We start from the raw sequence: 19,238 nt of genomic DNA on the forward strand, positions 1-19,238 counted from the left end.
AAAAGTAAAGATGCATCCTTTTAAAAAATACAGTACCTTTGGCTTTTATTATACTCGCCGGGAGGAGCATCGCATGCAACATCGCCCCAAGCTCTTCTATACAACAGACCCTTCTCCCTGCCCTTACCTACCGGACCGTATGGAACGTAAGATCCTTACAGTTCTTTCTAGGCCGTCTGCTCCAGCACTCTATGACCGTCTATCTCAAGCTGGTTTCCGAAGGAGTCATTCCCTTATTTACGCTCCTGCTTGTGCGAACTGTCAAGCATGTATTCCCATTCGTATTCCTGCCAGATTATTTAAAATATCTCGTGGCCAGAAAAGAGTTTGGAAGCATTACGATCGCCATATTCAAGCAATAATATGCCCGCCTTTTGCAACAACAGAGCAATTTTCTCTTTTTCAACGCTATCAGAACATTCGTCATGCAAATGGTGATATGGCTGATATGTTCTGGGACGAATATAAAGCATTAATCGAAAATACTCCCATCCACACCATTATTATAGAGTTTCGTCTCAAGGGAGATGACACCCTCATATGTGTCAGTTTAGTCGATGTGATGGAAGATGGGCTATCGGCTGTTTATACTTTTTACGACCCAGAAAATCCAAGTAAATCATGGGGAACATATTCTATTCTGTGGTTAATCGAACAAACAATCCACATGCAGAAATCCTATTTATATTTAGGATATTACGTCCCCGGCAGTCAGAAAATGGCTTATAAAACCAATTTCCAACCAGCAGAAATATTTCGCAACGGACATTGGCTCGAATACCAAACAGCCGTTTAATTTTTTCGTAACATCCATTGCGGAGCGGCACGCCCTACCGCTCCTCTACGACCTTCCAACACGGATAAATCTTCCGCAGAACGTACACGCTGTCCTTCTTGCCAAATAAGGCCATCCTTCAAGGTGAGCGTGCGTAACACACGTAAAGTATTATCCCCTAATTTTTGTAATGACACGCCAGAACCACGTGACATCTCAGGCAGTTGTTCCATCGGGAAAATAAGCGCCCGCTTATTACTTCCTAAAGCAAGCACATGCGTTCCTTCGACAGGAATACATGCAAAAATACTCTCGCCGTCTTTCAGATTAAAAACCTGCTTCCCCGTTCTTTTCTCTGCGGCTATCCCCGTTTCTGAAACGATCATTCCTCGGCCACTTTCAGACGCGATAATCCGTTTTCCTTCCTCTGTCACAGGGAATAACGCCACAACCCTTTCTTCTTGAGGAATATCCACCAACGTTCTCACAGGTTGGCCAAAACCTCTTCCTCGCGGCAAATCAGCGGCTTTAATGGTAAAGGCCTTTCCTCCACTCGCAATCAGACACAAGCGGTCAACACTTTGGCACTCAGAGAAAAGCCCCGCTTCATCACCCTCTTTGAAACGATGCCCTTGTGGATCCAGCCCATGGCCTTTCATGGCTCTAATCCAACCTTCTCTGGATAGAAGAATGGTGAGTGGCTCTTTCTCCACTTCAAAAGCTGCAGAAATATCAACCGCTTTCGGTGGCTTCGCTATTTGAGTTCTTCTATTGCCTAATGCACCGCTTCCAAACTTCTTAATCGTTGCATCCAGATCTTTTCCAATTCGCGTCCAGCGACGTTTTTCTGATCCGAGGAGGGTTTCTATAGACTTACGCTCACTCGCCAAAGAATCACGCTCTTTACGAATTTCCATTTCTTCTAAGCGGCGCAGAGAACGCAAACGCATATTCAAAACGGCCTCAGCCTGTAAATCCGTAAGTTCGAACGTCTTCATGAGGCTTATTTTCGGCTCATCCTCCTCACGAATAATCCGAATAACTTCATCCAGATTGAGGTAAACCGCTAAAAAACCGTCAAGAATTTCCAGTCGTCGCAAAACTGCTGCTAAACGATGGTTTAACCGTCGAATCAAAACCTCATGTAAGTGATTCAACCATGCAAGAATCACAGCCTTTAAAGAAAGTACTCCCGGAACACGATCCCCACCCAACACATTCATATTAAGGCTGAAACGATTTTCCAAAGGCGTTTTACGAAACAAGGTTTCCATCAACACTTCTGGATCAGTAGTCTTGCTTTTTGGCTCTAAAACCAGACGAATATCCGTCGTACTTTCATCGCGGACATCGCCCAAAAGCGGAAGTTCCCGCTTTTCCATCAGTTCTGCAATTTGCTCAATTAATCTGGATTTCTGAACCTGATAAGGAATTTCGGTAACGATAATAGACCACGTCCCAAAACGCCCTTCTTCCTTTTCCCAACGGGCGCGCGTCCGAAAGCTTCCTCTACCCGTTTCATAAGAACGAATAATCGAATCCCGATCTTCTACTAAAATCCCACCTGTCGGAAAATCCGGGCCGGGAATGTGTTCAACTAAATCTGCAACAGTCGCTTCTGGATTCTCAATTAGTAATTTTGCCGCATTACAAATTTCAGCAGCATTATGAGGAGGAATGCTTGTCGCCATTCCAACGGCAATTCCTGCCGCCCCATTAGCTAACAAATTTGGGAAGGTTCCCGGCAAAACAACGGGTTCATGATCTTCATTGTCATAAGTCGGACGGAAATCAACGCCATCATCGTTAATTCCATCCAAAAGTGTCTGCGCAACTTCGGTTAGACGACTTTCTGTATACCGCATAGCTGCAGCACCATCACCGTCAATTGATCCGAAATTACCCTGTCCTTCGATCAACGGATAACGAACAGCAAAGTCCTGCGCCAAACGCACCAGTGCTTCATACACTGATGCATCACCATGTGGATGGAACTTACCAATCACATCACCCACAACACGTGCACACTTTTTAAACCCAGATGTGGGATCAAGGCGAAGTTGCTGCATTGCATAAAGGAGACGACGATGCACGGGTTTAAGACCATCACGCACATCAGGCAAAGAACGCGCCATAATCGTAGACATTGCATACGCAATGTACCGTTCACTCAACGCTTCCGCGAGTTTAGTATCTTCAATATGGCCGGCCAGATCAACGCCCATAAATCTCCCCTTATCTACGAAAGATTTAGACGTTGCGGCGTCGTTCTGTCCAGTCTTTCTCTTTTTTATCTTACAGCTTGCTCCCCTTATTCTGCTATTTTACGCAAAGAGAAAACATTAGCAGAAAATGGTTTTACCGCTCACCCAGCGGACACGACGGCCCGCTGGCAAATGATGAACCTCCTACCTGCAAAAAAAGTCACGTATCGTATGCAAGGGACACAAAAAATCATGCTTTATTCTGACCCAATCGCATGTGGATGTGTCTATATGGGAAGCCCACAAGCCTATAATTTATATATAAAAAAACACCCCAAGGCATATGTTGATAAGCAAACGATGTTCGCTGAAAATAACCAACATCCAGGATGGGATTGGAGCGTTTGGAACTGGACGGCAAACCCTGATGTTGTTAGCGGACTTTTCCCCGGCTCTTTACGAGCCTCATACTGAAACATCCGGACCATTCTCAACAAGCCCATGAACACGATTTAACAATCTTTCGCGCGCAAAAGGCAGTGGCAAATGTCTTACTCCGAAAACCCAACGGGAAAAGAAATGCCCTGTCAAATTCATCCCCTGAAGCCACTCTTCAGGGGAGCCATCTTCAGCCGTATTTAAAAAGAATGAAGGCAAAGGCAAAAGACGATCACGCCACTCTCCTGCACCTTCTTCGCTAACAGCTCGGCCCGTTTTGGGAGAGACAAACTTCAAATTCTCTCTATGCCCTGTCACTGCACAAACACTTAAATCAAGCCCATACCCCAATTCAGCCAACAACTCTTTTTCCCAAAGAAGGTAAGGTGTAACACTTGGCATATGAGGCTCTAGACTAATGAGCATTAATAATCGAACCAAACGCATAAATAGCTCTGGATGCGCTTCCCCTTGCGGCAAAGCTCCATCCACCAAAGCACAAGCACTCGTCACAATGGCTAAAGATAATGGGAAATCTAACAAGCGATTTCCTACACTTTGAATAGGCTCTGCTATAATACTTCCTAAATTCTCTGCTAATCGCGCGCGATACCTCGCCATAACAAGATTACCTACTTGCCAAAGAAAGCTTTGCCGACGAGAACGCCCACCGCGTACCATTCCATGCGAGATTCCATGCTGCTCACTAAACAAGTGAACTAAAGCGCTCCCTTCACCATAAGGCTGAACAGAAACAATTAACGCCGCCTCTTCCCATTCCACCATAATGATAACAGCCTCATAACGAAAAAAGCTCCTGCACCTTAAAGTGCAAGAGCTTTTCATCACATTTCAACTCGCAATTATGCCAATTTCAATGCTGAATAATTATTTTGAACCTGCTGCTGCCGCAACTTCTGCAGCAAAGTCATTCTCTTCTTTCTCAATGCCTTCACCGAGATGGAAGCGTTCAAAAGCAACCAGCTTTGCACCAGCATCCTTAACAATTTTAGAAACGCGACTTTCACCATCGTGCACCCAAACCTGCTCCAGAAGAACAACTTCTTCATAGAACTTGCGGATACGACCATCTACCATCTTATCAATAATGGCTTCAGGCTTACCAGATGCACGAGCCTGCTCAACAAGAACAGAACGTTCACGCTCAAGAGACTCATTATCAACACTCGCAACATCAAGAGATGCAGGACGCGTTGCAGCAACATGCATACCAATCTGACGGCCAAGTGTTACAATGGCTTCTGATTCAGATGGAGCTTCCAAAGCCGCTAAAACACCAATCTTACCAATACCAGGACGCAAAGCGCCGTGCACATAGCTTGCAACAACACCTGATGGAACAGATAGAACTTTCGCACGGCGCAAGCTCATATTCTCACCAATTGTTGCAATCAGATGCGTAAGTTCATCTGCAACGGTACGGCCAGAAGGAAGTGTTGCAGCTTTAATCGCTTCTAGATCATCACCTGTTTTTAAAGCAGCGTGTGCAACCTGTTCAACAAAAGCTTGGAACGCTTCGTTACGGCCTACGAAGTCTGTTTCAGCATTAACTTCAACCATAGCGGCGCGGTTCTTTTCAGAAGCAACACCGACGAGACCTTCAGCTGTTGTACGGCCAGATTTTTTAGCAGCCTGTGACAGACCTTTTTTACGCAACCAGTCAATGGCGGCTTCCATGTCACCATTTGCTTCTGTTAGCGCTTTTTTGCAATCCATCATGCCTGCGCCGGTTTTTTCACGCAATTCACGAACTAAAGCTGCTGTAATCTCTGCCATTCTCTTCATCCCTCGAAAAAATCATGCGGCCGAGCGTTTAACACTCGACCGCATGCCATACTTCAACAACTGTGATACCTAAAACGCATCCCAGTGTTATGCAGAAGCTTGTTCAGCACCTTCAGCAGCGGCCGCTTCAAGAACAGCTGTTTCTGCTGGCAGTTCTTCTTCTGCCCCGATATCATGTCCAGATGCTGCAAGCTCAGCAGAGATACCGTCAAGAACAGCACCTGCAACCAAGTCACAGTATAGTGTAATTGCACGAATAGCATCATCGTTACCTGGAACAGGGTATGTAACGCCTGCTGGGTTAGAGTTACTATCCAAAACGCCGATAACAGGAATGCCAAGCTTGTTTGCTTCTTCAACAGCAAGCTTTTCTTTGTTGGTATCGATTACGAAAATGAGGTCAGGAAGGCCACCCATTTCCTTGATACCACCAAGAGAGCGTTCAAGCTTTTCACGGTCACGCGTGATATCAAGAATTTCTTTCTTGGTTAGGCCTGTTGTATCACCAGCAAGCATCTCATCAATTTGACGCAAACGCTTAATTGAACCGGTGATTGTCTTCCAGTTTGTCAGCATTCCACCGAGCCAGCGATGGTTAACATAATACTGACCGCAACGTTGAGCTGCTTCTGCAATATGCTCTGCCGCAGCGCGCTTTGTTCCTACGAAAAGAACACGGCCACCACCAGCAACAGTGTCACGTACAACTTTCAGCGCACGATCCAACATTGGAACAGTTTGCTGAAGGTCAATGATGTGAACCTGATTACGGACACCGAACAAGAACGGTGCCATTGCAGGGTTCCAACGGCGTGTATGGTGACCAAAGTGAACACCAGCTTCAAGCAGCTGGCGCATTGTGAAATCAGGCATTGCCATGATTCGAATTCCTTACGTCTGGTTAAACCTCCGCATGACATCGTCCTTATTCAGAACACCAGAAAACCTGAAATCATGCGTGCGGATTGCCTAATTTTGAAAATTAAGCCGGGCTTCTATGCCGCATTTAAGAAGAAATAGCAAGAGATAGAAACTACCATTGCTCCGCTTTTTCTACACCACGAACCGTTCGAATTTGTTCTGCTAACCGGGGAGTAGCCCGGTACCGTCCCGGCAAGACCACTTCAACATTCCGCATTTCTTCCAAAACTGGAACGAGTATTACTTTGCCATGACCTCCACGCACTTCACCTAGCATGGCTGTCAAATCATGAAGAGCACGTTCTTCATTTAGCCATACCCTAATTTCTGATCTTTCAGCAGCTGCTGCACTCTCTAAATCTGTGACGGACTGAGCCGTAATACGCAGCGCATCCCCATCCAACTTCAACTCTGCCGTTACGAGAAGAGCTTGTCCCGTAACGAGCAAATCACGGCACATCAGTAACGTTTCTGAAAACAACGTTACTTCACAGCTTCCGCCACTGTCTGACAAAGTGACCCATGCCATTTTTTTACCGGTTTTTGTCGGGCGTTCCTTCTTATCAACAACACACCCGGCTATTTTCACGCGTGTTGTTCCAAGCTTTGCCACATTTTCCAAAGCATTTGACGGCGTAACACCCAAACGACGCAAAACAGGCCGATACCCATCAAGTGGATGAGCACTCATATGAAACCCAATGGCCGAAGCTTCCAAAGATAAACGCTCAAAATCAGGCCACGGCTTACCTTCATTCAATCTTAAAATTTCACGCTCTTGACCAGTTCCACCGAACAGACCGGTCTGCCCCATATTCTGCTCTTGAGCACGCGCTTGCGCTCGACGCAAAATAATATCTGCACTTGCAAAAACGACGTGCCTCTCTTTTAGAACGCTATCAAAAGCACCTGCCTTCGCAAGGCTCTCAATTTGAATTTTATTAAGGCTTTTAGGATCACACCGTTCCGCAAAATCAGTCAAATCCACAAAGGGACGATCCCCACGCGCCGCAACAATCCGATCCATCGCTGCTGCTCCAACACGCTTAATTGCAGAAAGAGCATACCGAATACCCTGCTGCCCATCTTCCAACTGTTCAATCGAAAAATCAGTCATAGAGCGGTTAATATCAACCGGTAAAAGCGGAATCTTCATACGGCGCGCTTCTTGACATAACGCAGCAAGCTTATCCGTTTTTTCACGCGCGAGAGACATACACCCTGCCAAGAAAGCAACAGGATAATTCGCTTTCATCCAAGCGGTTTGATAAGAGACCAAAGCGTATGCTGCCGCATGGGATTTATTAAATCCATAATCGGCAAAGCGTGCCATGAGGTCAAAAACCTCAATCGCTTTTTGCTCGGGTATCCCTCGGTTAATCGCCCCTTCTGTGAAGATTGCACGCTGCTTTTCCATCTCAGATGCGATCTTTTTACCCATTGCACGGCGTAATAAATCTGCCCCCCCAAGGCTATACCCCGCCATCTTTTGAGCAATTTGCATCACCTGCTCTTGGTAAACCATGATGCCATAGGTTTCTTCCAAAATTTCACGAATTTCTTCGTGTGGTGGCTCCCAAGGCTCTCCATGTTTACGCCGACAATAATCAGGAATATTGGCCATCGGCCCCGGACGATAGAGAGAAACGCCTGCGATCAAATCTTCCAACCGACTGGCCGCCATTTGCTTCAGCATATCTCGCATGCCCGCACCTTCGAACTGGAAGACACCAGCCGTATCGCCACGTGCAAGCATGTCAAAAGTGCGTTTATCGTCTAACGGGATCATTGAAATATCAACTTCAATGCCCTGTTCTTTTAAGAAATCGAGCCCTCTTTTTAAGATTGTAAGCGTTGTCAAACCAAGGAAGTCAAACTTTACCAAGCCTGCCTGCTCAACAAACTTCATGTTATATTGGGTTACCAACATATCGCTTTTAGGATCACGATACAGCGGCACCAGTTCGACCAACTCTCTATCGCCAATCACTACACCGGCTGCATGGGTTGAAGCATGCCGATATAATCCCTCCAATTGCAGGGCAATTTCGAGCAACCGCCGAATAGATTCATCACTATCACGCATTTCCTGAAGGCGCGTCTCACCTTCAATCGCTTGTCCAAGAGAAACGGGTTTAGCCGGATTGTTCGGAATAAGTTCAGCAACCCTGTTCACCATCCCATAAGGCAGACCAAGCACACGCCCTACGTCTCGAACCGCTGCTTTTGCTTGAAGTTTTCCAAATGTTATAATTTGCGCAACACGATTGCCACCATATTCCTGACGCACATATCGAATGACTTCATCCCGTCGATCCTGACAGAAATCGATATCGAAATCCGGCATAGAAACACGTTCAGGATTCAAAAAACGCTCGAACAACAACCCAAACGGAATAGGATCAATATCTGTAATCGTTAGCGCATATGCCACCAAGGAACCTGCACCAGAGCCTCGCCCTGGCCCGACAGGAATATCATGCGCTTTTGCCCATTGAATAAAATCTGCAACGATTAAGAAATATCCGGGAAATCCCATCCCGACAATAATATCAAGTTCGGTTTTTAATCGCTCAGAGTAAAGAGTTCTCTTCTCGTCATCCGCGCCAATAGTCTCTAATCTTTTTTCAAGCCCCTCCCACGCCATCGCACGTAAGGTTTCTTCCTCTGTCGCCCCCTCACGCACTTTTGGACATATGGGTAAAAGAGGTTTGCGCGTGTTAGCCGCAATCGCACATTTCTGAGCGATTATAATCGTATTGTCGCACGCCTCAGGTAAATCATGGAATAACTCCCTCATTTCCTGAGGTGTTTTAAACCACGCCTGCGGCGATACATGCCACCGATCTGCCTCTGCCATGGTCTTACCCTGAGCAATACAAATCAAAGCATCATGAGCTTCATGCATGTCAGGTTTGGGGAAGAAACATTCATTGGTAGCCACAAGAGGAATATCCAGCTTATCCGCTAAAGGAATGAGGATCGATTCAACTTCTTGCTCGCCACTATCACCAAAACGATTCAATTCGACGGCAATATTTCCTGGGAACGCCTTAGCTAATTGTTTTAAGAGTTCTTCCGCTTCTAATTTTTGCTCTTCATAAATTAAGCGATTAATTGGCCCTCGATTGCCACCAGTTAATAAAAACAAACCCTCTGAATGCTGACATAAAACATCAACCGCTACAGTAGGATCTGCCGGATCTCCATTCAAAAAGCCATATGATGATAAAATCTGAAGATTGGCTAAGCCCACTTCATTCCGGGCCAAAACCACCAATGGTTCTGATGGAGCGCCGGGTTTTGTATTTCGTGCAGGAAGGGCAAGCTGACACCCAACAATAGGCTGGATACCACCGCTTCGACATAAAAGAGAAAACTCTAAAGCCCCAAATAAATTACCACTATCCGTCAATGCCACCGCAGGCATCTTATTTTTTGCTGCAAGGGCAACAAGATCAGGGATGCGAATAGCCCCTTGGCTCAAGGAGTAAGCGGAATGGTTACGGAGATGAATAAAATCGGCATGAGACATATCCTGATTATAGCAGGATATGTCTCAAGATGCAGTGATCTTATTTTTAATTATACATTAAGAGGAACAAGTTTTCCGTCTTTCAGCGTCACCGTTCGGTCCATTCGTGATGCCAGCTCATCATTATGCGTAGCAATCAAGGCCGCTACACCCTCTTCCCGCACAATACGCAACAACTCATTAAAGACATTATCAGCCGTGCCAACATCCAGATTCCCTGTTGGCTCATCTGCTAATAAAATCTTAGGACGATTGGCTAACGCACGCGCAATAGCCGTTCTTTGCTGCTCCCCCCCAGACAAGCGTCCGGGCAGAGAATTGAGACGGTGTGATAAACCAAAACGCGTTAAAAGATCTTTTGCTCTTTCTCTCGCCTGATGTGCGTCTACTCCAGCAATAAGCTGAGGTAACATCACATTCTCACACGCGGTAAACTCTCCCAGCAAATGATGGAACTGATACACAAACCCGATTTGATCACGTCTTATTGCCGTCCGGGCTGTATCACTTAAGCCTTTAGCAGAACGCTCGCCAATAAACACTTCCCCCTTTGTCGGTGCTTCCAGTAAGCCCGCCAAATGTAAAAGCGTAGATTTTCCCGTTCCACTGGGTGCAACCAAAGCAACAATTTCGCCCACGTTAAGGGAAAATTCTGCGCCAGATAATATCTCCAGTGTTTCTTCACCTGAACGAAAACGGCGAGTAATGTGATCGAGTTTTAAAGCCACCTTATTCATGACGTAACGCCTCTATTGGATCCGTCTTTGCTGCCCTCCATGAGGGGTAAAGGGTAGCCAACAAGGAAAGAAGTAAAGACATCACAATCACTTCGCCCACTTGAGACCACACCAGTTTAGCCGGCAAACGCTCAAGAAAATACACTTCAGAATTGAATAAGTTGGTTCCCGTTAAATGCTGCAGAACTTGACGAATACGCTCAATATTTAAAGCAAAAGCAATCCCTAATGCAGCTCCCACTCCAGTCCCGACAACTCCAACAAATGCACCCGTCATTAAAAAGATACGCATAATAGCAGCCCGAGTGGCTCCTAAAGTGCGCAAAACCGCAATATCTCTGCTCTTATCTTTCACCATCATAATAAGGGAAGAGATGACATTAAAGGCTGCGACAAGAATAATCAGAGTCAGAATAAGGAACATTACATTTTGCTCCACGGTCACAGCATCGAGAAAGCCGTTAGCGCTTTGCGTCCAATCCAAAACTCTTAAACGCGGATCATCCAACCGGCGGGCAATCGCTAACCGAATAGGCTGCACATTTGATGGATCAACCGTCGATATTTGAATGAGAGAAATCGCGTTTCCCAGCAACAAAAATTTTTGTGCCGCTGGGAGCGGAAGCAAAATTATATTGGAATTATAATCATTCCAATTGGCATCAAAAATAACAGCAACATGATAGGTCTTAACGCGCGGAACAGTGCCCATAGGAGTGGCCTGACCATTTGGCGACAAGAGAGTAATTGACGAACCGATGGTCAAGCCCGCTTTATCTGCAAGCGTTGCACCAATCGCCACGGCATCATCCCCCGTGAACCGGTCAACACTGCCAGCAATAATACCATCACTTAAAGCGTGCCAGTTTTTAAAATCAGCTTGAGAAACACCTTGCATCTCGGCACCGGTCGAATAACGGCCCGCTTCGACCAAAATAGTACCCTGCGCCATAGCGGTAACAGATGTAACACCCGGTACCTGCCGAATAGCTTCTACATCATTTTGATAGGCTTCTATCGGATGGCCATAAGCAAAAACAGTCATATCCCCATGCAGCCCAAGGATACGCCCCATCAAATCGGCCTTAAAACCATTCATCACCGACATAACGATGATAAGAGTGGCCACTCCAAGCGCGATACCAATTAACGAAAAAACAGCAATAATTGATGCAAATCGTTCACCACGGCGTGCACGCAAATAACGCAGCGCCACCATACGCTCGAAGCGACCAAACATTAAATAGTCTCTCCAATCTTAGCTAACGCTTCCTCGACAGAGACCTCATATCGCTCTCCTGTTGCACGGCGTTTAAGCTCTACCTTGCCCTCTTTGGCCCCTCTTGGACCAACAATGATCTGCCAAGGATGCCCCATCAAGTCAGCATCGTTGAATTTTACACCCGCTCTTTCAGAACGATCATCATACATAAACCGCTCTGGATCTGTTCCATAAATCTGATCACAAATCTTATCGCAAGCGTCATCTCCGGGGCGTAAGTTTAAAATTGCCGCCCAGTAAGGCGCAACAGAATCAGGCCAAATAATACCATCATCATCATGAGAGGCTTCAATAATCGCACCAACAAGACGCGATACACCAATCCCGTAAGAGCCCATATGCGGCGCAAACTTAGAGCCATCTGCACCGCTTACTTCAATGCCCATAGACTCAGTATATTTCGTCCCAAAATAGAAGATATGCCCAACTTCTATTCCACGCCCTTCCCGTTTACGCTCATCAGGCACCTGAGCCCACTCGGACGCGTCGTGCTTCTCATCTGTTGCCGCATAATGCTCGGTTACCGATGAGAAAAACTCTGCCAGACTTTCCTTGTCCTCCAAATCAACCTGACGACCAAGCCAATCCTGCCCTTCCAAAGCTGAATCAAAGAAAACAGCACTTTCCCCCGTAGGCGCTAAAACCAAAAACTCATGGCTTAGCTCTCCTCCAATAGGGCCAGTATCGGCAACCATAGGAACGGCACGAACTCCCAAACGCTGAAAAATTCTCAGATAAGAGAGCATAATCCGATGATAACTCAATACAGCATCTTCATACGACAGATCGAATGAATAGCCATCCTTCATCAAGAACTCACGGCCGCGCATCACACCAAACCGAGGGCGCACCTCGTCTCGGAACTTCCACTGAATTTGATACAGCATCTTAGGAAGCTCTTTGTAGGATTTTACAGAGGAGCCGAATAAATCGGTAATCATTTCCTCATTCGTCGGTCCATACAGCAAGTCCCGACCCTGCCGGTCCTGAATACGTAACATTTCAGGACCATAAGCATCATATCGCCCAGATCGCTTCCAAAGCTCCGCAGATTGAAGCGTTGGCATCAACACCTCTTGCGCTCCAATCGCATCTTGCTCTTCTTCAACAATACGCTGGATATTACGTAAAACCTTTAAACCAGCCGGCAACCAAGCATAAATCCCAGAAGATGTCTGCTTCACCAAGCCAGCACGTAACATCAGACGATGCGAAGCGATTTGCGCTTCAGCAGGCACTTCTTTTAATGTCGGCTGAAAAGCCTTGCTCAAACGCATCGTTTATTTCTTTCAAACACGTAGAAGATGAACGTCAACAAGAGGACGTTTCTGGAGTTTTCTGCCTAATGCTCTCCGCAAAGCTGTCTTTGCAGCATCCCGAAACGTATTGTCATCCTGACGCAACTCATCTGGGATCGTATCAATTAAATACGCAAAATCATCCTGTATGCGTACGCTTTCTGAATCTTCTGGATCCAACAAGCCTGGCGCACTGATCTTTGGCGTACCAATCACATAGCCTTCATCATCAACGGCGAAGCTTGCCAAAATCAATCCATTAAAGAGCATCTTACGACGCGCAGCTAAGACCCCTCCCGTCATGGGTAAGAGACGGTTACCATCCAGTGCCAAACGACCAGTAGGGGCCGTATCTACAATCTTAACTTCATTAGGAGCCAGATTAAGGATGTCACCATCTTCTAGCAAAATAGGCTCTGCACCCATTTCCTGCGCAATCGCAGCATGCGCCGTTAAATGGCGCCACTCACCATGCGTTGGGATGCTATATTTTGGTTTTACAATCCCATATAAAGTACGGATATCGCCAGCTGTCGCATGCCCAGACGTATGAACTTTACCGTCCTTATCTGTCAGAACAACCACTCCACGCTTGGAAAGGTTATCCTGCACCGTCATCACAGCCTGCTCATTTCCCGGAATCATACGAGAGCTGTAAATAACTGTATCACCCTCTCCCAAAGCAATGTGCGAGTGCGTGTCAGAAGCAATCCGTGAAAGAGCTGAACGCGCTTCCCCTTGGCTTCCGGTAATGATCATAAGAAGATTATCATCTTCAATATCATAAGCTTCCTGCTCGGTCAGGAACGGTGGCAAATCCGAGAAATAGCCGCATTCTCTGGCCGCTGTTTCCAGATTACGAAGCGAACGCCCAACAATCATTACCGCACGGTTAGCCGCTTGAGCTGCCTTGGCAATGCTTTCAATACGGGCAACGTTACTTGCAAAACAAGTGACGGCTATTCGCCCCTGAAGGTTCAGAATAAGCTCTGTTAACCCAATACGAACATCTGCCTCTGACTCAGAAGGCCCCTCTCTCAGAACGTTCGTACTATCTCCAACCATTGCCAAAACGCCTTCTTTACCAAGGCGCTCAAACTTCTCCAGGTCTGTTACAGGACCAACAAGAGGGTTGTTATCCAGCTTCCAGTCACCTGTGTGAACAACCAACCCGAAAGGCGTACGAAGAGCAACAGCCTGCGCCTCTGCGACGGAATGCGTTACAGAAATAAATTCCAAATCAAATGGCCCAACGTCAAAACGAGACCCTGGCATCACAATATTAATTGGAACCTGATTTAATAAATTTGCCTCATAGAGTTTGCGCCGCAAAACAGCAGATGCATAAGGTGTCGCATAAACAGGGCAACGCAAATATGGCCAAAGATGAGCAACAGCGCCCAAATGGTCTTCATGCGCATGAGTAATGACCAAACCGCACAAGTTTTTTGCACGTTCCGCAATAAATGTCGGATCCGGCATCAAAACTTCGGCCTCTGGTGTATCATTACCAGAAAAACCAATACCACAATCAATGGCCAACCATGTTTCTTGACCGTTCTGTGTCAATCTATACAGATTGAAGTTCATCCCGATCTCCCCCGTTCCGCCTAGGGGCAGAAAGGATAGACCGTCAACTATCTCTGTCATTCTTATTCCTTATCATGCTGTGAGATATTCAAGATATTCATTGCCAAAAGACTAAGCGTGATCTGAAGAATGAAGCAAATAAGACGCTTCATTCCGATCCGCTAAAAGACGGAGTCCATCAAGCGTTAAGTCAGGAGCGATAATGTCAAACAGCTCAGTACCTTCAGAAAACAGGGGAGCCAAACCACCTGTGGCTATTATTTTTGGGCTCACCTTCATCTCTGAAGAAATTCGATTAACTACACCTTCAACTAATCCAACATATCCCCAAAACAAACCGGACCGCATAGCAACACTCGTATTTTTCCCTATAGCCGTTATAGGGCGCCCAATACTCATACGAGGTAAGCGCGCAGCCGCTCTATGCAACGCATCAATAGATAAATTAACGCCAGGGGCAATCGCTCCACCACAATATTGTCCTTGCTCATTTACAACATCGAATGTCGTTGCCGTACCGAAATCCACAACAATAAGCGGGCCACCATAAAAATGCTGAGCCGCCAATCCGTTTAACCGTCGGTCTGCACCCAATTCCTCGGGGTTATCGACCAACACATCCATCCCCCAATCGAGCCCAACATTGGCGATCAAAGGTTCAACCTGAAACCACTGGCGACACAAACGCCTCAAATCATATAAGGCTGCTGGAACAACCGTCCCTATAATTGCACGGTCTATTTTTTCAGCGTTTAATCCTACACGCTCAAGCAACCCCAAGATCCATAATGCATATTCATCTGACGTGCGTGCATCATTGGTCGAAATACGCCACTGCCCAGCCCAGACGTCTCCGTCATGGACAGCAAAAACAACATTTGTATTCCCAACATCAATAACCAAAAGCACGTCTTAATTCGGCCCTTCAATCCAGCAGTATATCACCCGTCATGACCGCTATGGTCTCACCGCTTGGACAAGTAAGCAATAATCGACCTTGTTGATCTAAACCAGAAAATTTCCCTGTTATATAAAGCTCATCGCGTTTAACTGCAAGATGACACCCTAGAGGATGTGCACGTTCCAACCATGAAGAACGAATAAACGAGAACCCCTTTTCTTCCCAGAGTCCTTCCCACTCCTCTAATTTCTTCCCCAACTGCTCACCAAAAACAATTGGATCAGGAGGGGTCATCACTTCTGCAAGAGCGGCCAAACGCCTTCCTTCTATTGCGGGTGCTTGTTGTAGGTTCACCCCAATACCAACCACCACCCACGGATCAGAAAGATAAGCGCCAGATTCAATCAGTATTCCAGCAGCCTTAGCGCCATTAATTAGAAGATCGTTAGGCCATTTCAATGAAACGGAGGAAATATCCTCTTTGAAAAGAAAAAAACTTTTTACCGTTTCATAAATTGAAACAGCCGCTAAGAAAGGAATAGCCTTTATAAATTCGTTTAGATTTTTAGGGTGAAATAAAAAAGAGATCGCCAAGTTTTGTCCGGCGTCTTCCCATGAACGTCCACGCGTTCCGCGTCCTGATGTTTGCAAAAGAGCTTGTATCGCAAGCTTATCTTTTGAACCCTCATCCGCTTTTTTTTTACAGAGATCAGAAGTAGATCCCAACGTCTCATATACTTCGAAACGCCAGACCATTTTTCAACCTTCATATGGTGGGCGATGACGGGATTGAACCGCCGACCCTCTCGGTGTAAACGAGACGCTCTACCGCTGAGCTAATCGCCCTCAGAAGTGAGGTGGTTTATACAGGCTTCTGAGAATCTGTAAAGACCCTCAGAAGCTTTTTTTTACTTTTATTTGCTAACAGCGTCTTTAAGACCTTTTCCTGGCTTAAAGCGAACAGATGTCGAAGCAGGAATATCGATTTCTTCGCCTGTACGTGGGTTGCGGCCTTTTGCAGCTTTACGTGTAGCTGTCACAAAGCTCCCAAAACCAACGAGACGAACTTCTTGCTTTTTAGCAAGAGTGTTTTCAATTGTGCGGAATACTGCATCAACAACTTCGCTAGCCTTAGCTTTAGGAAGGTCTGCAATATCAGCAACAGTCGCAATGAGTTCCTGCTTGTTTAGGGGCTTATCCATGGTATGCCTTTCTAGTTTAAAACAGTCCTGAAGGGATACTTAATCTCTTAAGCATTCCCTTCAGAAAAACCGTTCGATCTGAAGCCGCACTATGAAGCGGTTTTTTGCCGCGTCAACTCAAGAATCGAAGAAGAAACTGACAAATCAGTGCGGAAGTGCTCTTGAAGACACTTTATTTTCTTCAACGCTTCCTATCGACCCAAGTTTCTCATCCCATTCGACTGGTTCTGGCATGCGTGTCAATGCGATTTTAAGAACCTCATCCACGTGACTAACAGGAATAATTTTCAACGCATGCCGAACATTATCGGGAATCTCTACTAGGTCTTTTTCATTATCTTTAGGAATTAGTACCGTTTTGATTCCAGCTCTCAACGCAGCAAGCAATTTTTCTTTAAGCCCGCCAATCTCTAAAACACGTCCACGCAAGGTAATTTCACCCGTCATCGCAACGTCTCTAGAAATTGGAATTTGCGTCATGACACTCACTAATGATGTAGCTAGTGCGATTCCCGCTGAAGGCCCATCTTTTGGCGTTGCCCCCTCTGGGAGATGGACGTGAATATCTCGTTTTTCAAACAGCGGCGGTAAGATACCCAGTTTTTGAGCACGAGAACGCACATAAGAGAATGCCGCAGAAACACTTTCCTGCATCACTTCTCCCAGCTTTCCGGTTTGCTTAATATTGCCTTTTCCGGGAACCATAACGCTTTCAATTGTCAGGATTTCACCACCCACTTGTGTCCAAGCAAGCCCCGTAACAACACCAACCATATCCTCAGATTCGGTCTCTCCGTGACGGAAACGACGTACACCAGCATATTCTTCCAGATTATCAGGTGTAATCTCAATATGCTTAACACCCTTAGTGATGATCTTTTTAACTGCTTTCCGAGCTAGTTTTGCAATTTCTCGCTCAAGATTACGTACACCTGCTTCTCGCGTATAAAACCGAATTAAAGCCAGCAAAGTCTCATCCGAAACAGACCATTCTTCTGGCTTTAAATTATGCGCTTCACCCTGCTTGGCTACCAAATGGCGCTTAGCAATTTCAACTTTTTCGTCCTCAGTATAACCGGAAAGGTTAATAATCTCCATCCGATCCAACAAAGGTTGAGGCATATTCAAACTGTTGGCTGTCGTAACAAACATCACATCGGACAGATCATAATCCACCTCCAGATAATGATCAGCAAATGTTGAGTTCTGCTCAGGATCCAAGACCTCAAGCAATGCTGAAGATGGATCACCTCGCCAATCAGCTCCCAATTTATCGATCTCGTCCAAAAGGAAAAGCGGATTTGATGTTTTCGCTTTCTTCATCCCTTGGATAATTTTACCTGGCATTGACCCAATATACGTCCGGCGATGGCCTCGAATTTCAGACTCATCACGTACGCCTCCTAAAGACATGCGTACATATTGACGGCCTGTAGCTTTAGCAATCGAACGCGCTAAAGAAGTTTTACCAACCCCAGGAGGGCCAACCAAGCAAAGAATTGGCCCTTTCAATTTTTGAGACCGCGTCTGAACCGCTAAATATTCAAGAATGCGTTCTTTAACTTTCTCCAGACCATAGTGATCCGCTTCGAGCGTCTCCTCTGCATGGCTGAATTCTTTGGTAATTTTAGAGCGTTTTTTCCAAGGAATTCCCAAAAGCCAGTCAAGATAGTTACGGACGACGGTACTTTCAGCAGACATCGGGCTCATGCCCCGAAGCTTTTTAAGCTCCGCCTGTGCCTTCTCTTTTGCTTCTTTCGTTAACCGCGTCTTACTAATCTTATCTTCCAGTTCAGAGAGTTCATCTTTCCCCTCTTCGCCTTCACCCAACTCTTTTTGAATAGCCTTCAACTGCTCATTCAAATAATACTCACGTTGGGTCTTTTCCATCTGCTGTTTGACGCGATTACGAATACGCTTCTCAACCTGTAAGACGCCAATTTCTGTCTCAATATGAGCAAAAATCTTTTCCAAACGTTGCGCAGGCGAAGCCATCTCAAGAATTTCTTGTTTCTCTGAAATCTTAAGGTTCAAATGGCTCGCAATCGTATCAGCCAATTTTGATGGATTATCAATCTGATTGATCGATACCATCACTTCAGAAGGAATCTTCTTATTGAGCTTTATATATTGCTCAAACTGAGAAACGGTTGAACGACCAAGCGCCTCCAGCTCATCACGCGTTACTTCTTGCGTTTCATGATCAGGAACTTCCTCAACAGAGGCTTCAAAATGACCGTCTTTATCAAAAAGATTAGTAATTTTTACGCGCTTTGTTCCCTCAACCAAAACTTTTACCGTTCCGTCAGGAAGTTTTAAAAGCTGCAAAATGGTCGAGACGGTTCCGAATGTATAAATATCCTCTATCGAAGGATCATCTTGAGAGACGTCCTTCTGCGCTACCAAAAGAATTTGTTTATTCTTCTGGCTCACACTCTCAAGAGCTTTTACAGATTTTTCCCGCCCGACAAAAAGCGGAACAATCATGTGAGGAAAAACAACAATATTCCGTAATGGCAAAACAGCCATCGCATCGGAATTAGAGTTTT

Annotated in this window: 15 protein-coding genes and 1 tRNA gene; 2 read left to right on the forward strand and 14 right to left on the reverse strand. The window is 45.8% G+C overall.

The window, feature by feature from the left end:
• Positions 1 to 73 precede the first annotated feature (73 nt).
• Positions 74 to 796: an arginyltransferase gene (locus E3D00_RS00360; protein WP_141458910.1), complete on the forward strand. Its 723-nt coding sequence runs from the start codon at positions 74 to 76 to the stop codon at positions 794 to 796.
• Here E3D00_RS00360 and parC read toward each other — a convergent pair.
• Positions 793 to 3,000 (reverse strand): DNA topoisomerase IV subunit A, encoded by a 2,208-nt coding sequence (parC, locus tag E3D00_RS00365; RefSeq protein ID WP_141458912.1) that lies wholly within the window; start codon positions 2,998 to 3,000, stop codon positions 793 to 795. The two genes, E3D00_RS00360 and parC, sit on opposite strands and share 4 nt — an antisense overlap.
• Here parC and E3D00_RS00370 point away from each other — a divergent pair.
• Positions 2,977 to 3,453 (forward strand): hypothetical protein, encoded by a 477-nt coding sequence (locus E3D00_RS00370; RefSeq protein ID WP_141458914.1) that lies wholly within the window; start codon positions 2,977 to 2,979, stop codon positions 3,451 to 3,453. The two genes, parC and E3D00_RS00370, sit on opposite strands and share 24 nt — an antisense overlap.
• Here E3D00_RS00370 and recO read toward each other — a convergent pair.
• From recO to lon, 13 genes are all read right to left on the reverse strand, one after another.
• Positions 3,445 to 4,203 carry a DNA repair protein RecO gene (gene recO, locus E3D00_RS00375; protein ID WP_141458916.1) on the reverse strand — a complete coding sequence of 253 codons (759 nt, stop codon included), beginning with the start codon at positions 4,201 to 4,203 and terminating at the stop codon, positions 3,445 to 3,447. The two genes, E3D00_RS00370 and recO, sit on opposite strands and share 9 nt — an antisense overlap.
• Before the next feature lie 102 nt (positions 4,204 to 4,305).
• Positions 4,306 to 5,214, reverse strand: coding sequence for a translation elongation factor Ts (gene tsf, locus E3D00_RS00380; protein ID WP_141458918.1), 909 nt, complete (start codon positions 5,212 to 5,214; stop codon positions 4,306 to 4,308).
• 96 nt (positions 5,215 to 5,310) lie between these two features.
• Positions 5,311 to 6,102 (reverse strand): 30S ribosomal protein S2, encoded by a 792-nt coding sequence (gene rpsB / locus E3D00_RS00385; RefSeq protein ID WP_141458920.1) that lies wholly within the window; start codon positions 6,100 to 6,102, stop codon positions 5,311 to 5,313.
• Between the two features lie 154 nt (positions 6,103 to 6,256).
• Positions 6,257 to 9,679: a DNA polymerase III subunit alpha gene (gene dnaE / locus E3D00_RS00390; RefSeq protein ID WP_141458923.1), complete on the reverse strand. Its 3,423-nt coding sequence runs from the start codon at positions 9,677 to 9,679 to the stop codon at positions 6,257 to 6,259.
• 50 nt (positions 9,680 to 9,729) lie between these two features.
• Positions 9,730 to 10,416, reverse strand: coding sequence for an ABC transporter ATP-binding protein (locus tag E3D00_RS00395; RefSeq protein WP_141458925.1), 687 nt, complete (start codon positions 10,414 to 10,416; stop codon positions 9,730 to 9,732).
• Positions 10,409 to 11,656 carry a lipoprotein-releasing ABC transporter permease subunit gene (locus tag E3D00_RS00400; RefSeq protein ID WP_141458927.1) on the reverse strand — a complete coding sequence of 416 codons (1,248 nt, stop codon included), beginning with the start codon at positions 11,654 to 11,656 and terminating at the stop codon, positions 10,409 to 10,411. Before E3D00_RS00400 ends, E3D00_RS00395 begins: the two co-directional genes overlap by 8 nt.
• Positions 11,656 to 12,975 carry a proline--tRNA ligase gene (gene proS / locus E3D00_RS00405; RefSeq protein WP_141458929.1) on the reverse strand — a complete coding sequence of 440 codons (1,320 nt, stop codon included), beginning with the start codon at positions 12,973 to 12,975 and terminating at the stop codon, positions 11,656 to 11,658. Before proS ends, E3D00_RS00400 begins: the two co-directional genes overlap by 1 nt.
• A 12-nt stretch (positions 12,976 to 12,987) precedes the next feature.
• Entirely contained in the window at positions 12,988 to 14,646 is a 1,659-nt protein-coding gene (locus E3D00_RS00410) for a ribonuclease J (protein WP_141458931.1), read from the reverse strand.
• Between the two features lie 51 nt (positions 14,647 to 14,697).
• On the reverse strand, positions 14,698 to 15,495 hold the full coding sequence (locus tag E3D00_RS00415; RefSeq protein WP_141458933.1) for a type III pantothenate kinase: 798 nt from the start codon (positions 15,493 to 15,495) through the stop codon (positions 14,698 to 14,700).
• A 16-nt stretch (positions 15,496 to 15,511) separates the two neighbouring features.
• A complete protein-coding gene (locus E3D00_RS00420) occupies positions 15,512 to 16,243 on the reverse strand; it encodes a biotin--[acetyl-CoA-carboxylase] ligase (protein ID WP_141458935.1) in 732 nt (243 codons plus the stop codon).
• A gap of 15 nt (positions 16,244 to 16,258) precedes the next feature.
• Positions 16,259 to 16,333: transfer RNA gene (locus tag E3D00_RS00425), tRNA-Val, on the reverse strand.
• A 68-nt stretch (positions 16,334 to 16,401) separates the two neighbouring features.
• Positions 16,402 to 16,689 carry an HU family DNA-binding protein gene (locus tag E3D00_RS00430; RefSeq protein ID WP_141458937.1) on the reverse strand — a complete coding sequence of 96 codons (288 nt, stop codon included), beginning with the start codon at positions 16,687 to 16,689 and terminating at the stop codon, positions 16,402 to 16,404.
• Between the two features lie 144 nt (positions 16,690 to 16,833).
• The gene (lon, locus tag E3D00_RS00435; RefSeq protein WP_408909373.1) at positions 16,834 to 19,218 is read right to left on the reverse strand and encodes an endopeptidase La; all 2,385 of its coding nucleotides are present in this window, start codon (positions 19,216 to 19,218) and stop codon (positions 16,834 to 16,836) included.
• Positions 19,219 to 19,238 lie beyond the last annotated feature (20 nt).

The sequence above is a fragment of the Swingsia samuiensis genome, from assembly GCF_006542355.1.
GTDB lineage: Bacteria > Pseudomonadota > Alphaproteobacteria > Acetobacterales > Acetobacteraceae > Gluconobacter > Gluconobacter samuiensis.